Source organism: Tritonibacter scottomollicae (assembly GCF_032924845.1).
GTDB classification, from domain to species: Bacteria; Pseudomonadota; Alphaproteobacteria; order Rhodobacterales; family Rhodobacteraceae; genus Epibacterium; species Epibacterium scottomollicae.
Genome location: NZ_CP136704.1, coordinates 494025 through 514583 on the forward strand (window position 1 = coordinate 494025; position 20559 = coordinate 514583).

12 protein-coding genes and 1 tRNA gene are annotated in these 20559 nt (G+C 58.8%); 6 read left to right on the forward strand and 7 right to left on the reverse strand.

All coding sequences use genetic code 11. The features are described 5' to 3' along the window. Positions 1–279 precede the first annotated feature (279 nt). On the forward strand, positions 280–2688 hold the full coding sequence (gene lon, locus R1T40_RS03005; protein ID WP_106163461.1) for an endopeptidase La: 2409 nt from the start codon (positions 280–282) through the stop codon (positions 2686–2688). Between the two features lie 753 nt (positions 2689–3441). On the opposite strand, the gene R1T40_RS03010 is transcribed toward lon, so the two are convergent. The 3 genes from R1T40_RS03010 to R1T40_RS03020 form a co-directional block, all read right to left on the reverse strand. Continuing rightward, a tRNA-Val gene (locus R1T40_RS03010) sits at positions 3442–3516 on the reverse strand. Between the two features lie 19 nt (positions 3517–3535). Beyond that, positions 3536–3955, reverse strand: coding sequence for an HU family DNA-binding protein (locus tag R1T40_RS03015; RefSeq protein ID WP_317385811.1), 420 nt, complete (start codon positions 3953–3955; stop codon positions 3536–3538). Between the two features lie 148 nt (positions 3956–4103). Beyond that, positions 4104–4571, reverse strand: coding sequence for an Lrp/AsnC family transcriptional regulator (locus tag R1T40_RS03020; protein WP_317385812.1), 468 nt, complete (start codon positions 4569–4571; stop codon positions 4104–4106). Positions 4572–4697: 126 nt separating this feature from the next. Between R1T40_RS03020 and R1T40_RS03025 the strand changes: the two genes are divergently transcribed. The 3 genes from R1T40_RS03025 to metH all read left to right on the forward strand — a co-directional run bounded on the left by R1T40_RS03025 (position 4698) and on the right by metH (position 10462). After that, entirely contained in the window at positions 4698–5753 is a 1056-nt protein-coding gene (locus tag R1T40_RS03025; RefSeq protein ID WP_317385813.1) for a Glu/Leu/Phe/Val family dehydrogenase, read from the forward strand. 937 nt (positions 5754–6690) lie between these two features. Then, positions 6691–7752 (forward strand): homocysteine S-methyltransferase family protein, encoded by a 1062-nt coding sequence (locus R1T40_RS03030; protein WP_106165117.1) that lies wholly within the window; start codon positions 6691–6693, stop codon positions 7750–7752. Then, positions 7745–10462 (forward strand): methionine synthase, encoded by a 2718-nt coding sequence (gene metH / locus R1T40_RS03035; protein WP_317385814.1) that lies wholly within the window; start codon positions 7745–7747, stop codon positions 10460–10462. Before R1T40_RS03030 ends, metH begins: the two co-directional genes overlap by 8 nt. Positions 10463–10584: 122 nt before the next feature. Here the strand turns inward: metH and R1T40_RS03040 are convergent, their stop codons facing one another. The 4 genes from R1T40_RS03040 to R1T40_RS03055 form a co-directional block, all read right to left on the reverse strand. Then, positions 10585–11925 (reverse strand): HlyD family type I secretion periplasmic adaptor subunit, encoded by a 1341-nt coding sequence (locus tag R1T40_RS03040; RefSeq protein ID WP_106165119.1) that lies wholly within the window; start codon positions 11923–11925, stop codon positions 10585–10587. Further along, on the reverse strand, positions 11918–13960 hold the full coding sequence (locus tag R1T40_RS03045; protein ID WP_106165167.1) for a type I secretion system permease/ATPase: 2043 nt from the start codon (positions 13958–13960) through the stop codon (positions 11918–11920). Before R1T40_RS03045 ends, R1T40_RS03040 begins: the two co-directional genes overlap by 8 nt. A gap of 16 nt (positions 13961–13976) precedes the next feature. Beyond that, positions 13977–16064, reverse strand: a complete 2088-nt coding sequence (locus R1T40_RS03050) for an autotransporter outer membrane beta-barrel domain-containing protein (protein WP_317385815.1) — start codon at positions 16062–16064, stop codon at positions 13977–13979. A 140-nt stretch (positions 16065–16204) separates the two neighbouring features. Next, positions 16205–17950 (reverse strand): hypothetical protein, encoded by a 1746-nt coding sequence (locus tag R1T40_RS03055; RefSeq protein WP_317385816.1) that lies wholly within the window; start codon positions 17948–17950, stop codon positions 16205–16207. A 1180-nt stretch (positions 17951–19130) separates the two neighbouring features. Between R1T40_RS03055 and R1T40_RS03060 the strand changes: the two genes are divergently transcribed. Both R1T40_RS03060 and R1T40_RS03065 read left to right on the forward strand, forming a co-directional pair. Further along, positions 19131–19898, forward strand: a complete 768-nt coding sequence (locus tag R1T40_RS03060; protein ID WP_317385817.1) for a helix-turn-helix transcriptional regulator — start codon at positions 19131–19133, stop codon at positions 19896–19898. Continuing rightward, positions 19895–20395, forward strand: coding sequence for a hypothetical protein (locus tag R1T40_RS03065; RefSeq protein ID WP_106165123.1), 501 nt, complete (start codon positions 19895–19897; stop codon positions 20393–20395). Before R1T40_RS03060 ends, R1T40_RS03065 begins: the two co-directional genes overlap by 4 nt. Positions 20396–20559 lie beyond the last annotated feature (164 nt).

The following is a 20559-nucleotide window of genomic DNA, read 5'->3' on the forward strand; positions in this document are numbered from 1 at the left end:
CCTGCTGCACAACGCCCGCCAAAAGCCTGGAATATCCAAGCCAGGCCTGTCTCGAATGTGCCAAGCGGCATTGATGAGCGGCGTTAGGGCTTTGCTCACCGTTTCACCATTTGCGCCCTTGTGGTCAGGTCATGCTCAGGGCATTCTAAAGGGCAAAGCTTGAGACGCGGCGGTTGAATAACTCGATCAGCCTGACCAAATAAACAATCCGAGTGAGGAGACGACCGCGGTTGCCGATGAAACGGGGCCTGGACGTCTTGCCAAAAAAAAGGACCGAGTATGCAAGAGCCTCTCAATTCCTCCTACCCCGTTCTGCCGCTGCGCGATATCGTGGTCTTCCCCCACATGATCGTGCCGCTGTTCGTGGGTCGGGAGAAGTCGGTGCACGCCCTCGAAGAGGTGATGTCCGATGACAAGCAGATTCTCTTGTCCAGCCAGATCGACCCCTCCGAGGACGATCCGGATCAGGATGGTATCTATCGCACCGGCGTGCTGGCCAATGTGCTGCAGCTGCTGAAACTGCCCGATGGCACCGTGAAGGTGCTGGTCGAGGGGCAGCAGCGTGTGAAGATCACCGAGTTTCTGGACAATGATACCTTCTTCGAGGCACGTGCCGAGGCGCTGGCGGAGATGCCCGGCGATGTGACCACCACCGAGGCGCTGCTGCGGACCGTGGGCGATGAGTTCGAGCGCTATGCCAAAGTGCGCAAGAACATCCCCGAAGAGGCGCTGACTGCCGTGGGCGAGACCACCGAACCGGCGAAACTGGCGGATCTGGTTGCCGGTCACCTTGGTATCGAGGTGGACCGCAAGCAGGAGCTGCTGGAAACCCTGCCAGTCAGCGAGCGGTTGGAGAAGGTCTATGCCCTGATGCAGTCCGAACTGTCGGTGCTGCAGGTCGAGAAGAAGATCAAGACCCGCGTCAAGACGCAGATGGAGAAGACCCAGCGCGAATATTACCTGAATGAGCAGATGAAGGCCATTCAGAAGGAACTGGGCGACGGTGAGGACGGCGCCGGCGAAATCGTTGAGCTGGAAGAAAAGATCGAGGCGACTAAACTGTCGAAAGAGGCCCGCGAAAAGGCCGATGCCGAGATGAAGAAGCTCAAGAACATGTCGCCGATGTCGGCCGAAGCGACCGTCGTGCGCAACTACCTCGACTGGATGCTGTCGATCCCGTGGGGCACAAAATCCCGCGTCAAAAAGGATCTGAACCGCGCGCAGGACATCCTCGACAAGGATCACTATGGCCTTGAAAAGGTTAAAGAGCGTATCGTCGAATATCTCGCGGTGCAGCAGCGCTCGGCCAAGCTCAAGGGCCCGATCCTCTGCCTCGTTGGCCCTCCGGGCGTGGGTAAGACCTCGCTGGGCAAGTCCGTGGCCAAGGCGACGGGCCGTGAGTTCATCCGGATTTCTCTGGGTGGGGTGCGCGACGAGTCCGAGATCCGCGGTCACCGCCGGACCTACATTGGCTCCATGCCGGGCAAGATCATCCAGGCGCTGAAGAAGGCCAAGACCACCAACCCGCTGATTCTCTTGGATGAGATCGACAAGATGGGTCAGGACTTCCGTGGTGATCCGGCCTCGGCGATGCTCGAAGTGCTTGATCCGGAACAGAACGGCACTTTCGTGGACCACTATCTGGAGGTCGAATATGACCTCTCGAACGTGATGTTCCTGACCACCTCGAACAGCTACAACATGCCGGGGCCGCTCTTGGACCGGATGGAGATCATCCCGCTGTCGGGCTACACCGAGGACGAAAAGCGCGAGATCGCCAAGCAGCACCTGATCTCCAAACAGGTGAAGAACCACGGCCTCAAGGCCAAGGAATTCGAACTGTCGGACGATGCGTTGACCGAGATCATTCGCACCTACACCCGCGAGGCCGGTGTGCGGAACCTCGAACGCGAGATTGCCAAGGTGGCCCGCAAGGCGTTGACCTCCATCGTCAAGAAGCAGGCGGAAACGGTGTCGGTGTCCAAGGATAACCTGGATGACTTCCTTGGTGTTGCGAAATATCGCTACGGTCTGGCGGAGCTGGAGGATCAGGTCGGTGTTGTGACCGGGTTGGCCTATACCTCCGTCGGTGGTGAGCTGCTGTCCATCGAGGCGCTGCGCCTGCCGGGCAAGGGCCGGATGAAGACCACCGGCAAGCTGGGTGATGTGATGAAGGAATCGATCGAGGCGGCCAGCTCCTACGTGCGCTCCGTCTCGCCGCGTCTGGGCATCAAGCCGCCGCGCTTTGACAAATGGGACATCCACGTCCACGTGCCTGAAGGGGCCACGCCCAAGGATGGCCCTTCGGCTGGTCTGGCGATGGTGACCTCCATCGTGTCGGTGCTGACGGGTATTCCGGTGCGCAAGGATATCGCGATGACAGGCGAGGTCACCCTGCGGGGCCATGCGCTGGCGATCGGTGGTCTGAAGGAAAAACTTCTGGCGGCGCTGCGCGGTGGGATCAAGACCGTTCTCATCCCCAAGGAGAACGAAAAAGACCTGCCGGAGATTCCGGACAACGTGAAAGAAGGGCTGGAGATCATCCCTGTCGAGAACGTGTCCGAAGTGCTGAAGATCGCTCTGGTGCGCGCACCGGACCCGATCGAGTGGGACGAGGAGGCCGAAGAGGCCGCCGCTGCTGCGGCCGCGCTGAAAGGCGACGACAAGAGCGGCGCCACCGCCCACTGACCGTCGCGTCTGCGGCTTTGAACATCGGGGCGTCCCATCTTGGGGCGCCTTTTTTGCGTTTGGCCTTTTTGCGTCCGGCCTGTCTACGTGTGGTCTGTGCCTGGTTGCGCGATGAGGGTCACTTGGCGACCCAATGCAGCAGATGGCGGCGTCGCCGGGAGGGCAGGCGAGGGGGATCCACGGGGGCCTTTCCCGCGCCTGATCCGGTTAATGAAAGGAGTGAAATCTCCAAGCTAATGAAGCGTGCCTCTGCGCCTCATATTGTGAGCCGGTTATCCATTACATATGCGCCACTGCAGATCGAGCAGGGGTGATATGGGATCTGACTTGGGATCGCGTTGATTTTCAGAGAGGTGACATCAACCTGTGCGTGGGCGTCGCCAAATTGAGGAAACTGCGCGCCATCGTTCCAATGAATGCGGGAAATCGCGCAGTGTTACAAACAGCTCATGACGCGGCCCTATCAGATTATGTGATCGAGTATGTTGCAGGACCAGTTGAGAGCCTTCGCAATGGCTTTGAGGTGGCATCTGAACGCACGCGCCTTAAGGATGTGACCTTACCTTACAGATTATCCGGCACTCTGCCTCTGTTGCCATGGTGGCTAACAGCATCCATTTTGGGAAAGCGGCCCGGTATCTAGGGCGCTCCAATGACGCCATCACCTATCAGATCTACGCAAGGTTCGCAAAGCGCGATAGGCTCTATGAGCCAACGCAAACTTAGCGAGTCTCAGCAAATATTTTGAAAATATGGTGGGTGATAAGAGATTTGAACTCCTGACATCTTCGATGTGAACGAAGCGCTCTACCACTGAGCTAATCACCCGTGAGACAGGGTATTAACGTCAGCTGTCACGCTCTGCAAGAGGGGCCGGCGCAGTTTTTGTCTGCTCGGTCGGTTTTTCGGAGACGGCCTTTTTACGACGCAAGCGACAGACATGCAGACGCCCGTTCGGCGTGTCCTTGCTGCGGGTGACGCGCAGCTTTCCAAGCGGCTCCAGATTGGCCGAACGCTCCGCACTGATCGCCTCTCCCAAAACCGCCAGCATCGCTTCGATTACCGGCTTGGCGTCTCGCTTCTTCACGCCGGTGCGTTCAACTACCTGATCTATCAGTTCTTTCTTGCGCAAATCCAGCACTTCAGACGTTGTGCTCGGCTCCGCCTGACTGGATGGCGTCGATGATGTATCCGCCGCATCCTCTGGTGTGGGCGTCACATCAAGCGCCCCGGTGGGGTGCTGAGTCATAGGTTTGGGGTTTGCCATTGGTCCTGTCTTTCGCTCTGCTCAAGTTGCGCCCGAAGGGCAGACGGTGCCCGGCATTTCTCCGCAGACCGGATATGCCAGATCCATTGAGAGGCAGCCTAACGGTTCTGGCGTGCGAATGCATGTGGAATTCCGAGCGCGCTGCGGATCAAGCACGGGTTCCACGCTCGGGCAGTGCGCTGCGCTGAACCATTGTGCGCAGCGTAAAACTCGACCGGGTGTTGCGGATACCGGGCACACACATCAGGCGATTTTCCAGGAAATCATCAAAGTCACTCAGGCTCGCCGCCACCACCCTGAGCAAAATATCGCGGGTTCCGGTCATCAAGTAGCACTCCATGACCTGATCGAACCGGCGCACGGCGGCCTCGAACTTTTGCAGCGCATCCCGGGATTGCCGCTCCAGTTCCACCGCGACAAAGATGGTGACGGGCAGCCCCAGCTTGGTCTGGTCGACCCGCGCGCCATAGCCCGCAATGACGCCGGTTTTCTCAAGGTTGGCCACCCGCCGGGCGCAGGGCGTTGGCGACAGTCCCACTGCCTCCGACAGATCCGCCATGGTCATGCGTCCGTCCCGCTGCAGTGCGGAAATGATCTTCCGGTCGAGAGCATCCATGATTTTCACTCCTAATTCAGAGAGTTTTGGAGGATTCCTCTAAATACTACAGGAAAACAAACTGCAATTGGAGAATTTCGGCGTCCACCTCAGGATATGGTCGCCCAACAGGCAGGAGGAGCAGCTATGACCATGACCTTGATTCCCAGTTCCACCCACGAGGCAATCCACCGCGTCGAAGATCCCGACAGCGGGCTCCTCGGTCTCATCGCCATCCACTCCACCCAGCTTGGCCCTGCGGCCGGTGGCCTGCGGATGCGACCCTATGAAACCTTCGAGGCCGCGCTGGAGGACGTCTCCCGCCTCTCTGCAGGCATGACCTACAAGAACGCCGCGGCTGGCCTGCCGCTGGGTGGCGGCAAGGCTGTGATCATCGCCGACCCGGCGACGCAGAAAACGCCCGACCTGCTGCGCGCCTTTGGCCGCGCCATCGAGAGCCTGAAGGGGCAGTATTTCACCGCCGAAGACATGGGGGTATCGCCCGAGGACATGTCGGTGATAGGCGAGGAGACGGCCTATGTCGCCGGCCTGCCCGCAGGTGAGTTTGCCAGCGGCGATCCCTCACCGATCACCGCCCGCGGCATCTTCAACGCCATTCGCACCACACATGCCGCCCGTCACGGCAGTTCGGATCTGACCGGTCGCTCCGTCAGCCTGCAGGGGCTTGGCCATGTGGGCTGGCATCTGGCTGGCTTGCTGCGCCAGGCCGGGGCAAATCTGATCGTCACCGATATCGACCCGGTGCGGGTCGCCGCCGCTGTAAAGGCCTTTGACGCCACCCCAGTGGCGCTGGACGCGATCTATGGCGTCGAGGCCGATATCTTTGCCCCCTGCGCCATCGGCGGCATTCTCAACCAGCAAACCATACCGCAGCTCAGGACCTCCATCGTGGCGGGGGGCGCCAACAACCAGCTCGCCACTCCGGAGGATGCCAAGGCACTGCACGCGCGCGGCATTCTCTACGCTCCAGATTTCGTGGCCAATGGCGGTGGCATCATCAATGTCGCCACCGAGATCTTGAAGATCTCGGACCGCAGCCGTTTCGTAGACGAGAAACTCGCAGCACTTGACCAGACGATGATCCGCATCCTGACCGAAGCCAAAGCGCAGAATGTCAGTCCCGATACCGTCGCAGTGGCGACCGTGGATCGCATGATGGCCGCGCCGCAGGCCGCCGAATAACCACATCAGCGGGCAGCAGGCCGACCGCCCCCTTCAGCTTTTCATAAATATCTCGGAGCGCGAGGCAGAGCCTCGCATCCCGTTGCCAATAGAGCGCGCGCCCTGATCGGCGCGCGTTCATCTCTGTGTGGCAGACTGCACGATGTCGCGACATGGCACCGGAGCTGACACCTCCGGACAGGGATGTGCCCCCAGAGACCAGCTTTCAAACAAAGGTGCAGGGGGGGCATCCAGCAGAATGGGCCGCCGGAGCAACGACCTCTGCAAGAGCTGGGTTCTTCGCGGACGTATCGGCCTTCATAACTCAGAGAGCGACCAATGATCTTTTGGCGCCGATCTACTCAGCCGTTTCGCGCATCGCGGCTCCAGCTGGGATCTTTTCAACTGTCTTGGCACGGAGCGCGTCAGGTCAGTTCAGTCGCTCGGATGAGAAAACCGGGATCGTGATCGCGCGCACCTTCACCTCCTTCGGTATCATTCCGTCCACCATCACCACCTTCGTTCTTCATAGGGCGCCAGTATCTCAAACAAAATTATGGAGGGCTGCGGTCTTTGCGCCGTTTACCTTTCAGCAACGGGATGTGTCCTGTTCGTCCGCCTCGGGAAGACATAGAGCTCAGCAGTTGCCGCTTATTCGCTCTCCCTTCGGTTCGCCTTCGTTCGAGCGCATGTGCTTGCTCACACGCCCTCCGTTTCCGCCCTCCAATTCTGCTGGCCGGGTTCGCAGTATGCGCGGTCCCGGCTGGGTCCAATGCGTTTGGGGAAGGTGCGGTGCTTTATCCGTTTTCCTGTCTCGCTCAGCGAGGGCGGGCGGGCAGGGTGCGAGGAAGGCAGTTTGGCTGAACATGAATGAACCTCATGTTGTTGTCGCAGATTATGCATTTGATTGTGGTCGGCGATGTTCGGTATCGAGGCACCTCGATATGATAGGACCGATATGATCAATTTTTCCCTCCCGATCACCGACAGTTTCAAAGCCCTAGACGCCGCCGCCCGAGATCGCATCCTCGTGCTGGATGGTGCCATGGGGACGATGATTCAGACCCTGAACATGACCGAGGAGGATTTTACTGCCAATGGCCACATTCACGGGCCTGGGTGCAGGCACCACCAATCGGACCATCCGCAAAAAGGCAACAACGACCTTCTGGTACTGACCCAGCCCAAGGCGGTGGAGGATATCCAGCTGCAGTTCGCTCTGGCGGGGGCGGATATTCTTGAAACCAACACGTTTTCCTCCACCACCATTGCGCAGGCGGACTATGGGTTGGAGACGGCGGTACATGACCTGAACGTCGCAGGCGCGCAGGTGGCGCGGCGTGCGGCGGATCGGGCGCAAGCCGAGGATGGCCGCCCGCGCTACGTGGCGGGGGCTGTTGGACCAACCAACCGAACCGCCTCTATCAGCCCGGATGTGAATGACCCCGGTTACCGCGCCGTCACCTTCGACGATCTGCGCCGTGCCTATGGTCAGCAGATCGACGGTCTGATCGAGGGTGGATCTGACCTGATCCTGATCGAAACCATCTTTGACACGCTGAACGCCAAGGCGGCGCTGTTTGCCGCGTTTGAGAGCTTTGCTAAGATCGGCCGTCGCCTGCCGCTGATGATTTCGGGCACGATTACCGATGCCTCGGGGCGGACGCTGTCGGGTCAGACCCCGACGGCCTTCTGGCATTCGGTGCGCCACGCGCGCCCCTTCACCGTGGGGTTGAACTGCGCCCTTGGTGCCGATGCCATGCGGCCGCATCTGGCGGAATTGTCGGGCGTTGCCGAAACCATGATCTGCGCCTATCCGAACGCCGGTCTGCCCAATGCCTTTGGTCAATATGACGAGGAACCGGACGACACCGCCAGCAAGGTCGCCGTCTTTGCAAAAGAGGGGCTGGTGAATGTGGTGGGGGGCTGCTGCGGCACCACGCCCGAACATATCCGCGCCATCGCCGAGCAAGTGGCCCCCTATGCGCCGCGCAAACCAAGAGGGACCAACAATGTCTGATCCGCTGCTGCGCCTTTCGGGGCTGGAACCCTTTGTGCTCACCAAGGACATCCCATTCGTCAATGTGGGCGAGCGCACCAATGTCACTGGTTCGGCCAAGTTCCGAAAGCTGATTACCAACCGCGACTATGCCACGGCGCTGGACGTGGCCCGCGATCAGGTGGAGAACGGCGCCCAGATCATCGACGTCAACATGGACGAGGGGCTGATCGACTCCAAACAGGTGATGGTCGACTTCCTCAATCTGGTTGCGGCAGAGCCTGATATCGCCCGCGTGCCGGTGATGATCGACAGCTCCAAATGGGAGGTGATCGAGGCGGGTCTGCAATGTGTGCAGGGCAAGCCGGTGGTCAATTCAATCTCACTGAAGGAAGGCGAGGAGGCGTTTCTGCATCAAGCCAGCCTGTGCCTTGCTTACGGAGCCGCCGTGGTGGTCATGGCCTTTGACGAGACGGGGCAGGCGGACAGTTTTGAACGCAAGACCGAGATCTGCGCCCGCGCCTACCGGATCCTGACCGAGAAGGTGGGCTTTCCCCCCGAGGATATCATCTTTGATCCCAACGTCTTTGCCGTGGCCACCGGGATCGAGGAACACGATAATTACGGCGTCGATTTCATCGAGGCCACGCGCTGGATCCGGGAGAACCTGCCGCATTGCCACATCTCTGGCGGGGTCTCCAACCTGTCGTTCAGCTTTCGTGGCAATGACCCGGTGCGCGAGGCGATGCATGCGGTGTTCCTGTATCACGCCATTCAGGCGGGCATGGACATGGGCATCGTCAACGCGGGTCAACTGGTGGTCTATGACCAGATAGACGCCGATCTGCGCGAGGCCTGTGAGGATGTGGTCCTGAACCGCACCCCGGCCAATGGGGAGAGTGCGACCGAGAACCTTTTGGACATCGCAGAACGCTTCAAGGGCAACAAACGCGAAGAGAAGAAACGCGATCTCGCCTGGCGGGATTGGCCGGTCGAAAAGCGGCTGGAGCATGCGCTGGTCAACGGGATCACCGAATTTGTCGATGAAGACACCGAAGCGGCGCGTGTGGCCGCAGACAAACCGCTCGATGTGATCGAGGGGCCGCTGATGGCGGGCATGAATGTGGTCGGCGACCTGTTTGGCGCCGGCAAGATGTTCCTGCCGCAGGTGGTGAAATCGGCCCGCGTGATGAAGCAGGCGGTTGCAGTCCTGCTGCCCTATATGGAAGCGCAGGACGAAGGGCAGCGCGAAAGCGCCGGGCGCGTGCTGATGGCCACGGTAAAAGGCGATGTGCATGACATCGGCAAGAATATCGTCGGCGTTGTTCTGGCCTGCAACAATTACGAGATCATCGACCTTGGGGTGATGGTGCCGCCGCAAAAGATCCTCGAAGAGGCTAAGGCCCATAATGTCGATATCATCGGCCTGTCCGGCCTGATCACCCCGTCGCTGGACGAGATGGTGCATCTGGCTTCGGAAATGGAGCGGGAGGCGTTCGACGTGCCCCTGCTGATCGGCGGGGCCACGACCTCCAAGGTGCATACTGCCGTCAAGATCGCGCCGAACTATACCAAGAGCCAGGCGATCTATGTCACCGACGCCAGTCGCGCGGTTGGGGTGGTGTCTGCGCTGCTCAGCAAGACGCAGAAGCAGCCCTATATCGACGGCATCCGCACAGAATATTCCGAAGTGACAGAGCGCCACGAACGCGCAGAGCGGGCCAAGCAGCGCCTGCCGCTGGAGGCGGCGCGCGCCAATGCGATGAAGATCGACTGGTCCGACTATTCCGCCACCGCGCCGTCTTTTACCGGCGCGCGCGTGATCGAGGGCTGGGATCTTGCGGAGATCGCCCGCTACATTGACTGGACGCCGTTCTTTCAGACCTGGGAGTTGAAGGGCGTCTATCCGCGTATTCTCGAGCACGAGAAATATGGCGAGGCGGCGCGCAACCTGTTTCAGGACGCACAGGCGATGCTGAAGCAGATCATCGACGAAAACTGGTTCGGCCCGCGCGCGGTTGTGGGGTTCTGGCCCGCCAATGCGGTCGGGGATGACATTCGTCTGTTCCAGAACGATGCGCGCACGGACACGCTGGCCACGCTGCACACGCTGCGCCAGCAGACCTCCAAGCGCAAGGACAGCCCCAATCTGGCGCTTGCGGATTTCGTCGCGCCGGAAGGCACGCCCGATTGGGTTGGTGGCTTTGTGGTTACGGCGGGGCCGGAGGAACTGGCGATTTCCGAGCGCTTTGAGAAAGCCGGAGACGACTATGGTGCGATCATGGTCAAGGCGCTTGCGGATCGGTTTGCAGAGGCCATGGCTGAGATGCTGCACCAGCAGGTGCGGCGCGAGCACTGGGGCTATGCAAAGGATGAGCAGTTTGAGCCGCAGGAGCTGATCGGTGAGCCCTATGATGGCATTCGTCCCGCCCCCGGCTACCCTGCGCAACCGGACCACACGGAGAAGCGGACGCTCTTTGATCTGCTTGATGCGGAGGCGAACACGGGTGTTGAGCTGACCGAAAGCATGGCGATGTGGCCGGGGTCATCGGTGTCCGGGCTCTATCTCGGTCATCCCGAGGCCTATTACTTTGGCGTGGCCAAGGTCGAGCGCGATCAGGTGGCGGATTATGCCGTGCGCAAGGGAATGGATCTGGCCGAAGCGGAACGCTGGTTGTCCCCGATCCTGAACTATCGCCCCACCAGCTCTGCCGCGGTGGCTGCGGAATAACGGTCGGGCCGCCGTCTTGGCGGCCCGGTTGGGGCCGGGGGCGACGCCCAACGTTCGGGCAGCGGGCGCACGCGATCTGTCTAACAGCTCCGGTAGTCTGATGTGACCACCGCTGTTCCCGATCACTGTTCCCTGAAGGCCCGGATCATGCTGTCTGCGACAGGCTTCATCAGATATTGGATGAATGTCCGGTTCTGGGTCTGAATCATGATCTGGGCGGGCATGCCCGGCGTTGGAGTGAAGCCGCGCACACGGTCCAGCTCGCTCGGTGCGACCGAGATACGTGCCACGTAGATTTCCTGCGGCAATTCTTGCGAGCGATCTAGGATCGCATCCGCAGAGACATAGTAGACCTCGCCCTGCAGAATGGGTGTGGTGCGTTGGTTCAGCGCCGTCAGCCTGACGGTCGCGGCCTGACCTTTGCGGACCACATCAATTTCAGTGCGCGGGATCTGGACCTCGATGATCAGCGGTTCGCCGGTGGGCAGGATTTCCAGAATGGCCTTGCCGCTTTCGACGACGCCACCGGCCGTATGATAATGCAGACGAATGACGGTGCCCGAGACCGGCGCGACGATTTCGGTTCGGTTGAGGACGCTCTCAGCCTTGCGGGCCTGTTCGCGGACGCTTTCAAGTTCGGATTGCACCGCCTGCAACTCATCCAGCGCAGCGCTTTGTCGTTCGTTGATGGTCTGCGTGATCTGTGACTCGTAGCGACGCGACAGGGAGGCGGTCTCGTCGACCTCCGACTCCAACCGCCCGATCTGCCCTTTGGCTTCGGCAAGCGCCCGGCGCAGGGTGTTGTATTCGGTCTTTCGCACAAGCCCCTTTTCCAGCAATTGTTCCTTGGCTTCGGAGTCCTCCTCAAGGATCTCCAGCTGCGCACGGGTGGCGATCAGTTGTTTCTCGTAGCCGGACGACCTGTCCCTGAGTGCTTCGATGCTTTGATTGAGCAGGTTTATGTCGTTGCGCAGCTGCTGGGTGGCGGCGTTGAAGACGATCTGCTGCCCATCAAGCATCGCTGCCACATTGAAGTCAGAGCGCAACTGTTCCAGCTTTGGCGGATAGACCAGCGTGTCCTTGCGATTGTATTCGGCAAGGATCCGGGTCTCCATCGCTTCCAGTCGGACTTGCCGCAAGAAAAGCTCTCGTTCGGTCGCAAGGGCAGAGGTTTCATCCAGCAGGACAATGGGTTGTCCTGCGACGACGTTTTCGCCTTCTTCAACGAGAATGGCCTTGATGATGCCGCCTTCGAGATGCTGCACGATCTTGTTGCTGCCGGTGGCAACGAAGCTGCCCTGCGAAATGACGGCAGCGGCCAGAGGCGCCATGAAGGCCCAGAGACCAAACCCGCCAATGCCAAAGACCAAGAGGAAAAGCCCGAAGCTGACGTGTTTTTTGACCGAGCGAGGAACGTCCTCGTACCATTCTGCAGGCGCGACATATGCAGTCATGTCAGACATTGCGCGGCCCTCCATTGCCTTGCGACGGAAGCTTGCCACCCGAGGTGCGTTCCGACAGTTTTTGCAGCACTTGCTGGCGTTCGCCGAACAGAACGATATTGCCATCCGCGAGCAGCATGATCTTGTCCACCACGCTCAGCAGTGAAGGCTTCTGCGTGATCACGACCACCGTGATGCCTGCTTCGCCTGCGTGGCGGATGGCATTGGCCAGAGCCTGGTCGCCGGACGTGTCGAGGTTGGAGTTCGGCTCGTCCAGAACCAGAAAGCGCGGATTGCCAAAGAACGCCCGCGCCAGGGCGATCCGTTGTTTCTGGCCACCGGACAGGGGAGAGCCGTCCGCCGCAACCATGGTTTCATACCCATGGGGCAGGGAAGCGATCATGTCGTGTACATCGGCCAGCAGGGCGGCGCGATGGATATCCTCATCCTTGGCGCCAGCGCGCATCCGGGCGATGTTGTTCTTGATCGATCCGGGAAAGAGCTGCACGTCCTGCGGCAGATAGCCGATGTTCTCGCCCAGCTGGCGCTCGTCCCAATTGCGCAGGTCCATCAGATCAAGCCGCACGTTGCCGGATGTCGGCAGGATCGATCCTACCAGCATCTTGCCCAGTGTCGTCTTGCCCGCGCCGGAGTTGCCGATCACCGCCAGAGAGTCACCGGGATTGAGGCCGAAGGTCAGCCCGTTCAGGATCACCTGCTTGGTGCCGGCGGGAACGAACAGCAGGCGTTCGACGTTCAGGCGTCCTTCGGGTCGGGGCAGGCGGAGCTTTTCGAACTTCTGCACTGAGGACATCATCAGTTTGGACACCCTGTCATAGGCGGCGCGGGATTGCGAAAACCCGTTCCAGCCTTCAATCGACCCTTCGATCGGAGCCAGCGCACGACCGGCGATGATGGATGCGGCGATCACCATGCCACCGGTGATTTCACCTTCCAGCGCAAGAAATGCACCCCAGCCCAGCATGGCAATCTGCGTGAGCAACCGCGCCCCGCGCGACACGGCGGCCCAGACGATGTTGCGGTCCTGTGCAATGACCTGCGCTCGCAGGGAGGCAGCCGTGTCGCGCCCCCACAGGGCAACCGCTTCGGGCACCATTGCCAGAGCGTTGATGATCTGGCTGTTCCGCGACATGGAGTCGAGATGCATATTCGCCCGCGATTGGGCCTGATTGGCCTCGGCAAAGGGCTTTGATGTAACCTTCTGGTTGATCAGCGCGATGATCATGAGCGCAATCGCGGTTCCGATCACAATCATGCCGAGATGTGGATGCACCATGAAGATCGCGAGAATGAACAGGGGGGCAAACGGCACATCCAGAAAGGAGATCAATGTGCCTGACACCAGGAAGGAGCGCAGCAATTGCAGATCCCCAAGCGTTTGATACTGGCGTCCATTGTCATGCAGCGAGGCATGTGCGGCGGCGCTGAGCACGGGAGCACCGAGCAAGACTGCAACCTCGACAGCGGTGCGCATCAGGATGAAGCGTCTCACCGCGTCAAAGATGGCTTGCAGGATCACCGCCCCTGCGATCACCACGGTCAGCATGATGAGCGTGTCGAGGGATCGGCTGGTCAGAACCCGATCCGAGATTTGGAACAGGTAAATCGGAATGGCCAGCACCAGCAGGTTTGTGGCGCAGGTCAGGACCATGACAAAGCCGAGGTTGCGGCGCACGACCTTGCGACCCCTTTGCAGCTGCTGAACAAACTGCTCGGGCCCTGCACGTTTATGGAACTGTGGCGTCGAGCCACCACCGTCGCCCCCGCCATTGCCGGTGTTGGTATTCGCGGGTGGCTTGCCTCCGCCTGATTTGAGGGTCGGGCCGGTGTCGGCCTCGATCTGGACGCCCCCAAGTCCCTTTGGAATGCGTTGGGTGGCCCCCATCTTTTCGGCTTGGTCGCACCGAAGTTCGGGCGTGAGCTTGAGGGGGGGCTGAGTCTCCTGATCGGGAGATGGGGTGCTGGATGTGTTTTGAGTATCTTTTGGTGTAGCGCCGGGGGCATCGCCAGAGCCGGAAAAGGTCTTATCTAACATCATGTCACTCTATTTATCAGGCCAACATTGTTTGCATCATGTCGGGGCTTCCGCTGTTTTCGGGCGGGGTTGCGATGATTTCGATATCGTTGGAGGTCTCTGTGTCCGGGCCGATCATACCGTCGGCCAGAAAGGCCACCGCCTCGGTGGCAAGTGCGGGCAGGGCGACGCCCAGCGGGTCGGAGTCCGTGTCGATCAGATTGGCCTGATAGAGCAGGGCATCGCTGTAGACGTCGCCTTCGACCCGGACTTCGGAGTCGATGCCGTAGACGTCGACGGAGGCCAGGTTGATCGCGGCGTTTGATCCGGTGACCAGATCCACCGAAGCGCCGGTCTGGTCCTCGAAGTTGTCCAACGCGAGGTGGACCTGATCGGAATCCCCCATGACATTGGTCTGCTCCAGCCAGTTCACGGTTGTGAGGTCGCCGGAGATATACAAGACGGTCAGAAGATCATCGCCCTCGAACACAGTGTCATGGGCGACGTCTTCCGTGATGGTAGTGGCTCCGGCGGCAAAGGCCTCGCTCGCGGTCGCGAAATTCGATGTCATCTCACCGTAGCTGTTGACCCCGGTGGTCGAGATGCTTGCGCCATTGAACAGCAGGTTGTCACCGCCGGAAAAGGTGAAGCGGACGTCTGCCGATGAGGTGATGGTGTCGTAGTCCATCATCACATTGGTCTGGCTGATCTGATTGATCGTGATCAGGCTGCCGCCGATCATGATCAGGTCGTAACCGTAGCCAATCTCGGCGAGATCGACCACGTTGGCGATGGTATTGTCGCCCATCACGATATGCGTGTTGCTGCCGGTAAATTGGATATCCGCACGGTCATGGTCCGTCATGAAGCTGAACTGATTGACCCAGTTCACAGTCAGAATATCGCCGTCGATGCGGGTCACAGCCCAGTTTTGAGGCAGGCCGAGGTCCTCTGCCGGGCTGTCGGCTGGCGTTGTCCCGTCCTCGGCAACCGGCGCCGTTGAGGTATAGGACATCATAGCGACATTGAAACTTGCAGAGAGCGATGCCGCCCCATGTCCGTTCAGGGTGACGTGTTCGAACAGAACATTCACCTGACTGATTGAATTCAGCTCGACGACATCCCCCATGACGGAGATCACCGGCGCATCCAGCCAGCCAACTGAAATGGATGCGTCATTGATCATGACATTGCCGCCGGTCACCACGTTGTGCCCTGCGTCGATGTCAAATGGTCCGTCATCTGACGACGATCCGCCCAAACCTTCGAAGGGGTCGGTGTTTTCCAGCGCGTCAGGGTCGTCGTTCCCCTCTGTGGTCCCCTCTGCAGGCGCATCGGTCGATGAGGTCTCGTCCGATCCATCTGCCTCCAGCGCGACGTCCGGATTCTCGTCGCTGAAGTACGCCGGCATGACGTCGTCCAGAATTGGTGTGTCCTCGACCGTTTCACCGTCCATATGGCTGCCGTCCGCGTCGGCACCGTGAAAGACGCTCACCGTTTCGCCAATGCGAGATGCCCCATCTGTGGCACCCATATTTTCATGCAGGGTAATCGCGGCGGTGAGCGTGCTCTGGCTGAAATCCAGCGGGGCATCCGTCGACATCGCCCCAAGCGTTTGGGCAACCAGATAGGATGTGTGCAGTGAGGTCACGTATTCTGACGGATCTACAAAAACGGCCTGAACGTCGTTGAGGTACAATTCGTCGCTATCATCCATCCAGGCCGCCTGAAGCGTAATCGTCGCAACGCTGCCCGGTGGTTCTAGCGTCAGAAGCGGACGACCATTGATGAAGGGCAAGGGCGCCTGGCTCTGCGGCGTATCGGTCTGCTCCGGCACCGGGGCAAAAGGCTGCTGGTAGGGGAGCCCTCTGAAAAAGAGCCCGTAGTCGGCGGGGGCAAAGAAATAGTCCGTCGTCGAGGGGGTATAGTCCACCTCGGGCGTGAAGTCCGTGAGTGTGTATGGGACGTTGAGCGTGACGGCAATGTGGATCAGCTCTTCTGTGTCTGGTTCTGCCGCCTGGATCGCCTTGAATTTGGCATAGACATCGCGCATGCGCGCTTCTTCGACTGCGATGTGGAATACACCGATCATGTGCGCGATGACTTCGGTTGTTTTATCGAACATTTTCTGGCCCCAATTTCTGCGATTGAATGGCCGCTCACCTCGGTATTTTGTTCTGGGCGGATGAAAAATCCGCAGTCGATTCTGGAAAGTTCGAGACAGATCGGGCCCGCAGAGCGGGCCCGATCAATGGTGTGTTTGACTTATGCGCCGTCGCCATCGTCGCCGATGTAGCTGGAGCTGAAGCCCCCGCCGACCACGGTCATGTCAACGGTGTTGCCAAGAACGTTGGCCCCCATCACGATGCTCTGGTTGAACGCCGTGGTGTCGATCTGCGACGCCGCCGAAGCGAAGGATTCGCCGGTCACGAAGCCGTCGTCACCATTGTTCGACCCCCACATTCCGGCATCGCCACCAGCACCACCGGCACCGGTTGTGGCGTTGCCGCCATTGCCGCCGACACCGCCGCCAGCCTGGACGCCACCGACAACCGCCTGGCCACCGAAGCCATCACCGCTGTCGCCGCCCCAGGCATGACCGCCGTAGCCGTCACCGCCGTCACCGGCACCGGCAAGGTTCATACCGCCATTGCCCTGAGCGTTGCTCATCGCAGCAGCCCATGCACCAGCGTCACCGCCGTCACCACCGTTGGCGTTGCCGCCCGCACCGTTGCCCGCGCCACTACCGGCTGCAGAGGCAAGCGATCCGGCGTCGCCACCGTTGCCGCTCTGACCGGATCCGGAACCAAGACCTGCGCCAGTTGCGTCTGCGTCGGAATCTCCGGTGTTGCCACCGTCAGCTCCGGCCAGACCAAGGCCAAGCAGACCCAGACCAGCACCGACTGCGCCGGCATCCCCAGCGTCGCTGCTGTCCGCGCCGGCCCCTGCGGCACCGGTTCCGACACCGATCCCACCGGCATCCCCGGTGTTGCCGCCATCCGCATTGGATCCGGCAACGCCAAGACCAACGCCCAGACCCGCACCGATCGAGGACGCATCACCGCCATCGTCGCTGGTGGCATCTGAATCAGACCCAGCACCACCAATTCCGACACCGAGGCCGATTGCCGCTGCGCTACCGCCAGCTGCACCGGTGCCGCCCTGGGCTGCACCGTTTCCAGCCGCTCCGCTGGCGCCACCGGTTGCGCCGGCTGCACCGCCGATACCGAGACCGCCAAGCGCGCCAGCACCGTTCGCGTTTGCATGACCACCACCGGATCCGCCTGCCGCGCCGGCATCGATGCCGTCATCGGATGTGGCGGAGCCACCACTGGACGTGTTGGTCTGAGTCATGGTGCCGCTGTTGGACACATTGCTCAGGTCATCGTTGTCCTGAAGGTTGTTGGACTGCGCATTGATCGTTCCGGCATCATTGCCGGCACCGTTCAGGGCGTCGTTCAGCATGTTGTCCAGGTCGAGGTCATTGCCGGGATTATAGTCGATGTTGCCATGCGCCATGATGAAGTCACCGGCGTTGGAATGATCGAGATCGATATCGGCAAAGTCATCATCTGTCGGCTCATAGCCACCCAGATCGACATCAACATCCACATCAACGGTTGTGTCGGTGGTGTTGGTGTTGCTGTTGTGGTTGCCATTGGCGTTCAGGTTGCCATTGGCGTTGGCATTGGCGTTGGCATTCCCATTGGAGTTCCCGTTATGGTTGCCATTGGCGTTGCCGTTGGCATTCCCGTTGTGGTTGCCGTTCGCATTTCCATTGCCGTTCAAGTTACCGTTGCCATTGCCATTCATGTTGCCATTCCAGCTTTCACTGGCCTGGTACTGGCCCTGACCTTGGTCTTGATCCTGATCGGAGTGTTGGCCCTGGGCTTGCAGTTGTGCCTGAAGCTCAGCTTGCAGCTGACCTTGGCCCTGACCTTGATCCTGGTCCTGCTCCTGATCCTGAGAGTCGCCCCAGTTGCCGAAAAGGAATGGTGTTTTATTTGACATTGTATTTCTCCGGTAAAGCAATCCCCGGATCGCCGCTCATTTCAAAAGCGATCATCAGGGTGTGCGATTGGTGAGTTGTCATGAAGATGCGGTGCCGCAGGTGAACGAGATGTTCTTCCGCTGGTCCGCGATTGATGTGCTGAAGTGTATTTGGCCCCCCTCTCTTGTTATATGATTTTTCAAAAGCGATGACTTTGAACTGAAAGGGCAAAGGTAATCACGCCGCTATTTTCAGCTTGGTCCCAGCGTGAGGTATAGATCACGCAGGTCTCAGGACGAGACAGACCGAGCATTACGAAAACGCAGCCGCAAAACTACCCATCCATAGGGGTTAGTTTTTGAAGTGAAGCGTTAACCTTTTGTTAATTATTGGCATTTTTGCTATGGCGTGGATAATTTAAGTGCGATGAAACATCGCTGCGCAGCTTTAATGTAGATAATTAGGTTAGGGTGTCCGGAAAAAGGTGTATACGCCCTGATCGGAAGTTCTCATCCTAGAGGCTGTATTTCAAAATACGACACTATGAGCTTGCGGTTGGATCAGGCGCCAATGTCAGGCCGATGGTTTTCGAGAAATGATAGGTGTGTATCAATCTGTCTGATCTTGATCGTCAGGCGCGGCACAACTTTAATGCGATTGCAAGTTTTGATTAAGGCACATGCTGGTTGTGGGGACAGGGGGTGCGTAGTTCGCAGAACCCTTTGAGTGATTCTCTGTTCGGTTGAGAACTTCATGAAGTCTGTGATGTCGTATTGAAAACAGAGTGTTGGAGTGATTTTTTGAACTTGTGAGTGCGCGCGACTTCACAGAGTTCGGGAAGGTCTCGGCGCCTGAAGCACTCAAGTGGATCGACTGGGGTGATGATGCTCTATTTCAGATTTTTAAACCTGAATTCAGACAATTACCCTGACATGAGGTGGGTGTGAAAGACGCCATGAGCGGATCTTTACCGAAAAATACAGACAGTAGATTTAAATTGTGATAATTTTGCTAGGCCATACGTATTTCGGGGGGTTGGGCGCGATTCTTAGATGTTGCGATCAGGGAGATTGTTTCCCTGTTTAATGCGCATGAAACCATCCCGAGCGCTGCTGAGAGATTAAAGAGAGGTGTGGTGGCTCTTGTCTATATGACGGTCTTTGAGTGGTTGCAGTGCGCTACATCCAGGTGGAATGCGACATGACGAGTAAAGAATGTGTACATGAGTTTAGTGGGATCGCATGCTATTTTGTGGGGAATTCGCATGATTTTTCCTCCTCTGCTATTGATCTTGCTACTATTAGTTTCAGCTCAGTAAAGTTTGAACGACTTGAAACGATAGACGAATTGATCGCCCTGAATTTGGAGAGACCTGACCGGGTTCGATCGGTTATTCTAAACCAATCCATGGGCAAAACGCTGGTTGATCAGATGGAGCGCATACAAGAAGCGTTTCCAAGTGCGACAATTGCATTTGCATATCGGCAAGCTGAATTGGCGAAATCGTTCCTGTGCAAGATGCGCGAATTGCATCCGCGCCGACGGGTTGCATTTCTTCCCATGAACCGTGATCTGGACCGTTGGCTTACATTGCTGCGGTTATTGGTTTGCGGAGAAAATTTCGTGCCGGATGAATTGCACGATATTTTTTTTCACGGCAATGACACGGCGTCAACATCTGAAAAAACAGACCACGCCTGTGAGGCGGCGCGTGCCGCTCAAAAAGAAGCACTTGAAGCGCGGACGGCCAAGGCCGTTGGCATCCGATTGACCACCCGGGAGGCTCAGGTGCTGTCCTGTGTCGCGGAGGGGAAGCAGAACAAGCTTATCGCCAATCGGCTCGGCCTGTCCGAACATACGGTCAAGCTGCATATCCATCACGTGATTGCCAAACTTGGGGTAAACAACCGGACAGAGGCTGCGGTCTGGTTCCTCGAAAATCACGGTTCAGACCATCTGGTTCAATGACCGATACCGAGAAGCAACTCAACTTTGACGGGTTCCTGTTGCTTGTCGGCAAACTGAACTATGCATGGACAAATACCGAAAGCCTGCTCATCCATCTGATCGCCGGACTCGCCGGGGTGGACAAGGAGATCGCCACGGTGATCTTCCTGACGCTGAATACCACGCGGGCGCGTATCGACCTGGTGGAGCGGCTTACCAAGCTCGATAAGGTATCCGCGACGGAGCGCGCGCCGATCCTGGCATTGACCGGACGGATCCAGCGACAATCCGCGCTGCGGAACAGGTATAACCACTGCATCTATGCGTTTGACGCCGATGGGGGGAACCCGCATACGATCCTGATGCGGATTGCAGATCGCAGGGATACGCTGAAGATTGGTCAGTCCACGCCGCTCAATGATGCGGCGGCTGAGGATATCGAGGCGGCGATCTCTGAGCTGACTGCCATAAACCTCAATATCTGGAAGGTTATCGCCCAGTTCGACTACCCGAAATAGAGCGCTGCGACAGGCTAACCGTAAGGTGTAACCCTATTGCTAGCTTCACAGAAAAATGCTCTGATTTTACGCTGATACCCTCGATAAATTTCATTTTAGCAGCTTGAAAGCGGCGAAGAAAAGCAATGATAGTCTGCTTTTGTTCCGGTCTAGAGCATCTGCGT

Coding starts and splice junctions, on each gene's coding strand:
- lon (WP_106163461.1), top strand. CDS start 280: ATGCAAGAGCCTCTCAATTCCTCCTACCCCGTTCTGCCGCTGCGCGAT.
- R1T40_RS03015 (WP_317385811.1), bottom strand. CDS start 3,955: ATGGCAAACCCCAAACCTATGACTCAGCACCCCACCGGGGCGCTTGAT.
- R1T40_RS03020 (WP_317385812.1), bottom strand. CDS start 4,571: ATGGATGCTCTCGACCGGAAGATCATTTCCGCACTGCAGCGGGACGGA.
- R1T40_RS03025 (WP_317385813.1), top strand. CDS start 4,698: ATGACCATGACCTTGATTCCCAGTTCCACCCACGAGGCAATCCACCGC.
- R1T40_RS03030 (WP_106165117.1), top strand. CDS start 6,691: ATGATCAATTTTTCCCTCCCGATCACCGACAGTTTCAAAGCCCTAGAC.
- metH (WP_317385814.1), top strand. CDS start 7,745: ATGTCTGATCCGCTGCTGCGCCTTTCGGGGCTGGAACCCTTTGTGCTC.
- R1T40_RS03040 (WP_106165119.1), bottom strand. CDS start 11,925: ATGTCTGACATGACTGCATATGTCGCGCCTGCAGAATGGTACGAGGAC.
- R1T40_RS03045 (WP_106165167.1), bottom strand. CDS start 13,960: ATGTTAGATAAGACCTTTTCCGGCTCTGGCGATGCCCCCGGCGCTACA.
- R1T40_RS03050 (WP_317385815.1), bottom strand. CDS start 16,064: ATGTTCGATAAAACAACCGAAGTCATCGCGCACATGATCGGTGTATTC.
- R1T40_RS03055 (WP_317385816.1), bottom strand. CDS start 17,950: ATGTCAAATAAAACACCATTCCTTTTCGGCAACTGGGGCGACTCTCAG.
- R1T40_RS03060 (WP_317385817.1), top strand. CDS start 19,131: ATGACGAGTAAAGAATGTGTACATGAGTTTAGTGGGATCGCATGCTAT.
- R1T40_RS03065 (WP_106165123.1), top strand. CDS start 19,895: ATGACCGATACCGAGAAGCAACTCAACTTTGACGGGTTCCTGTTGCTT.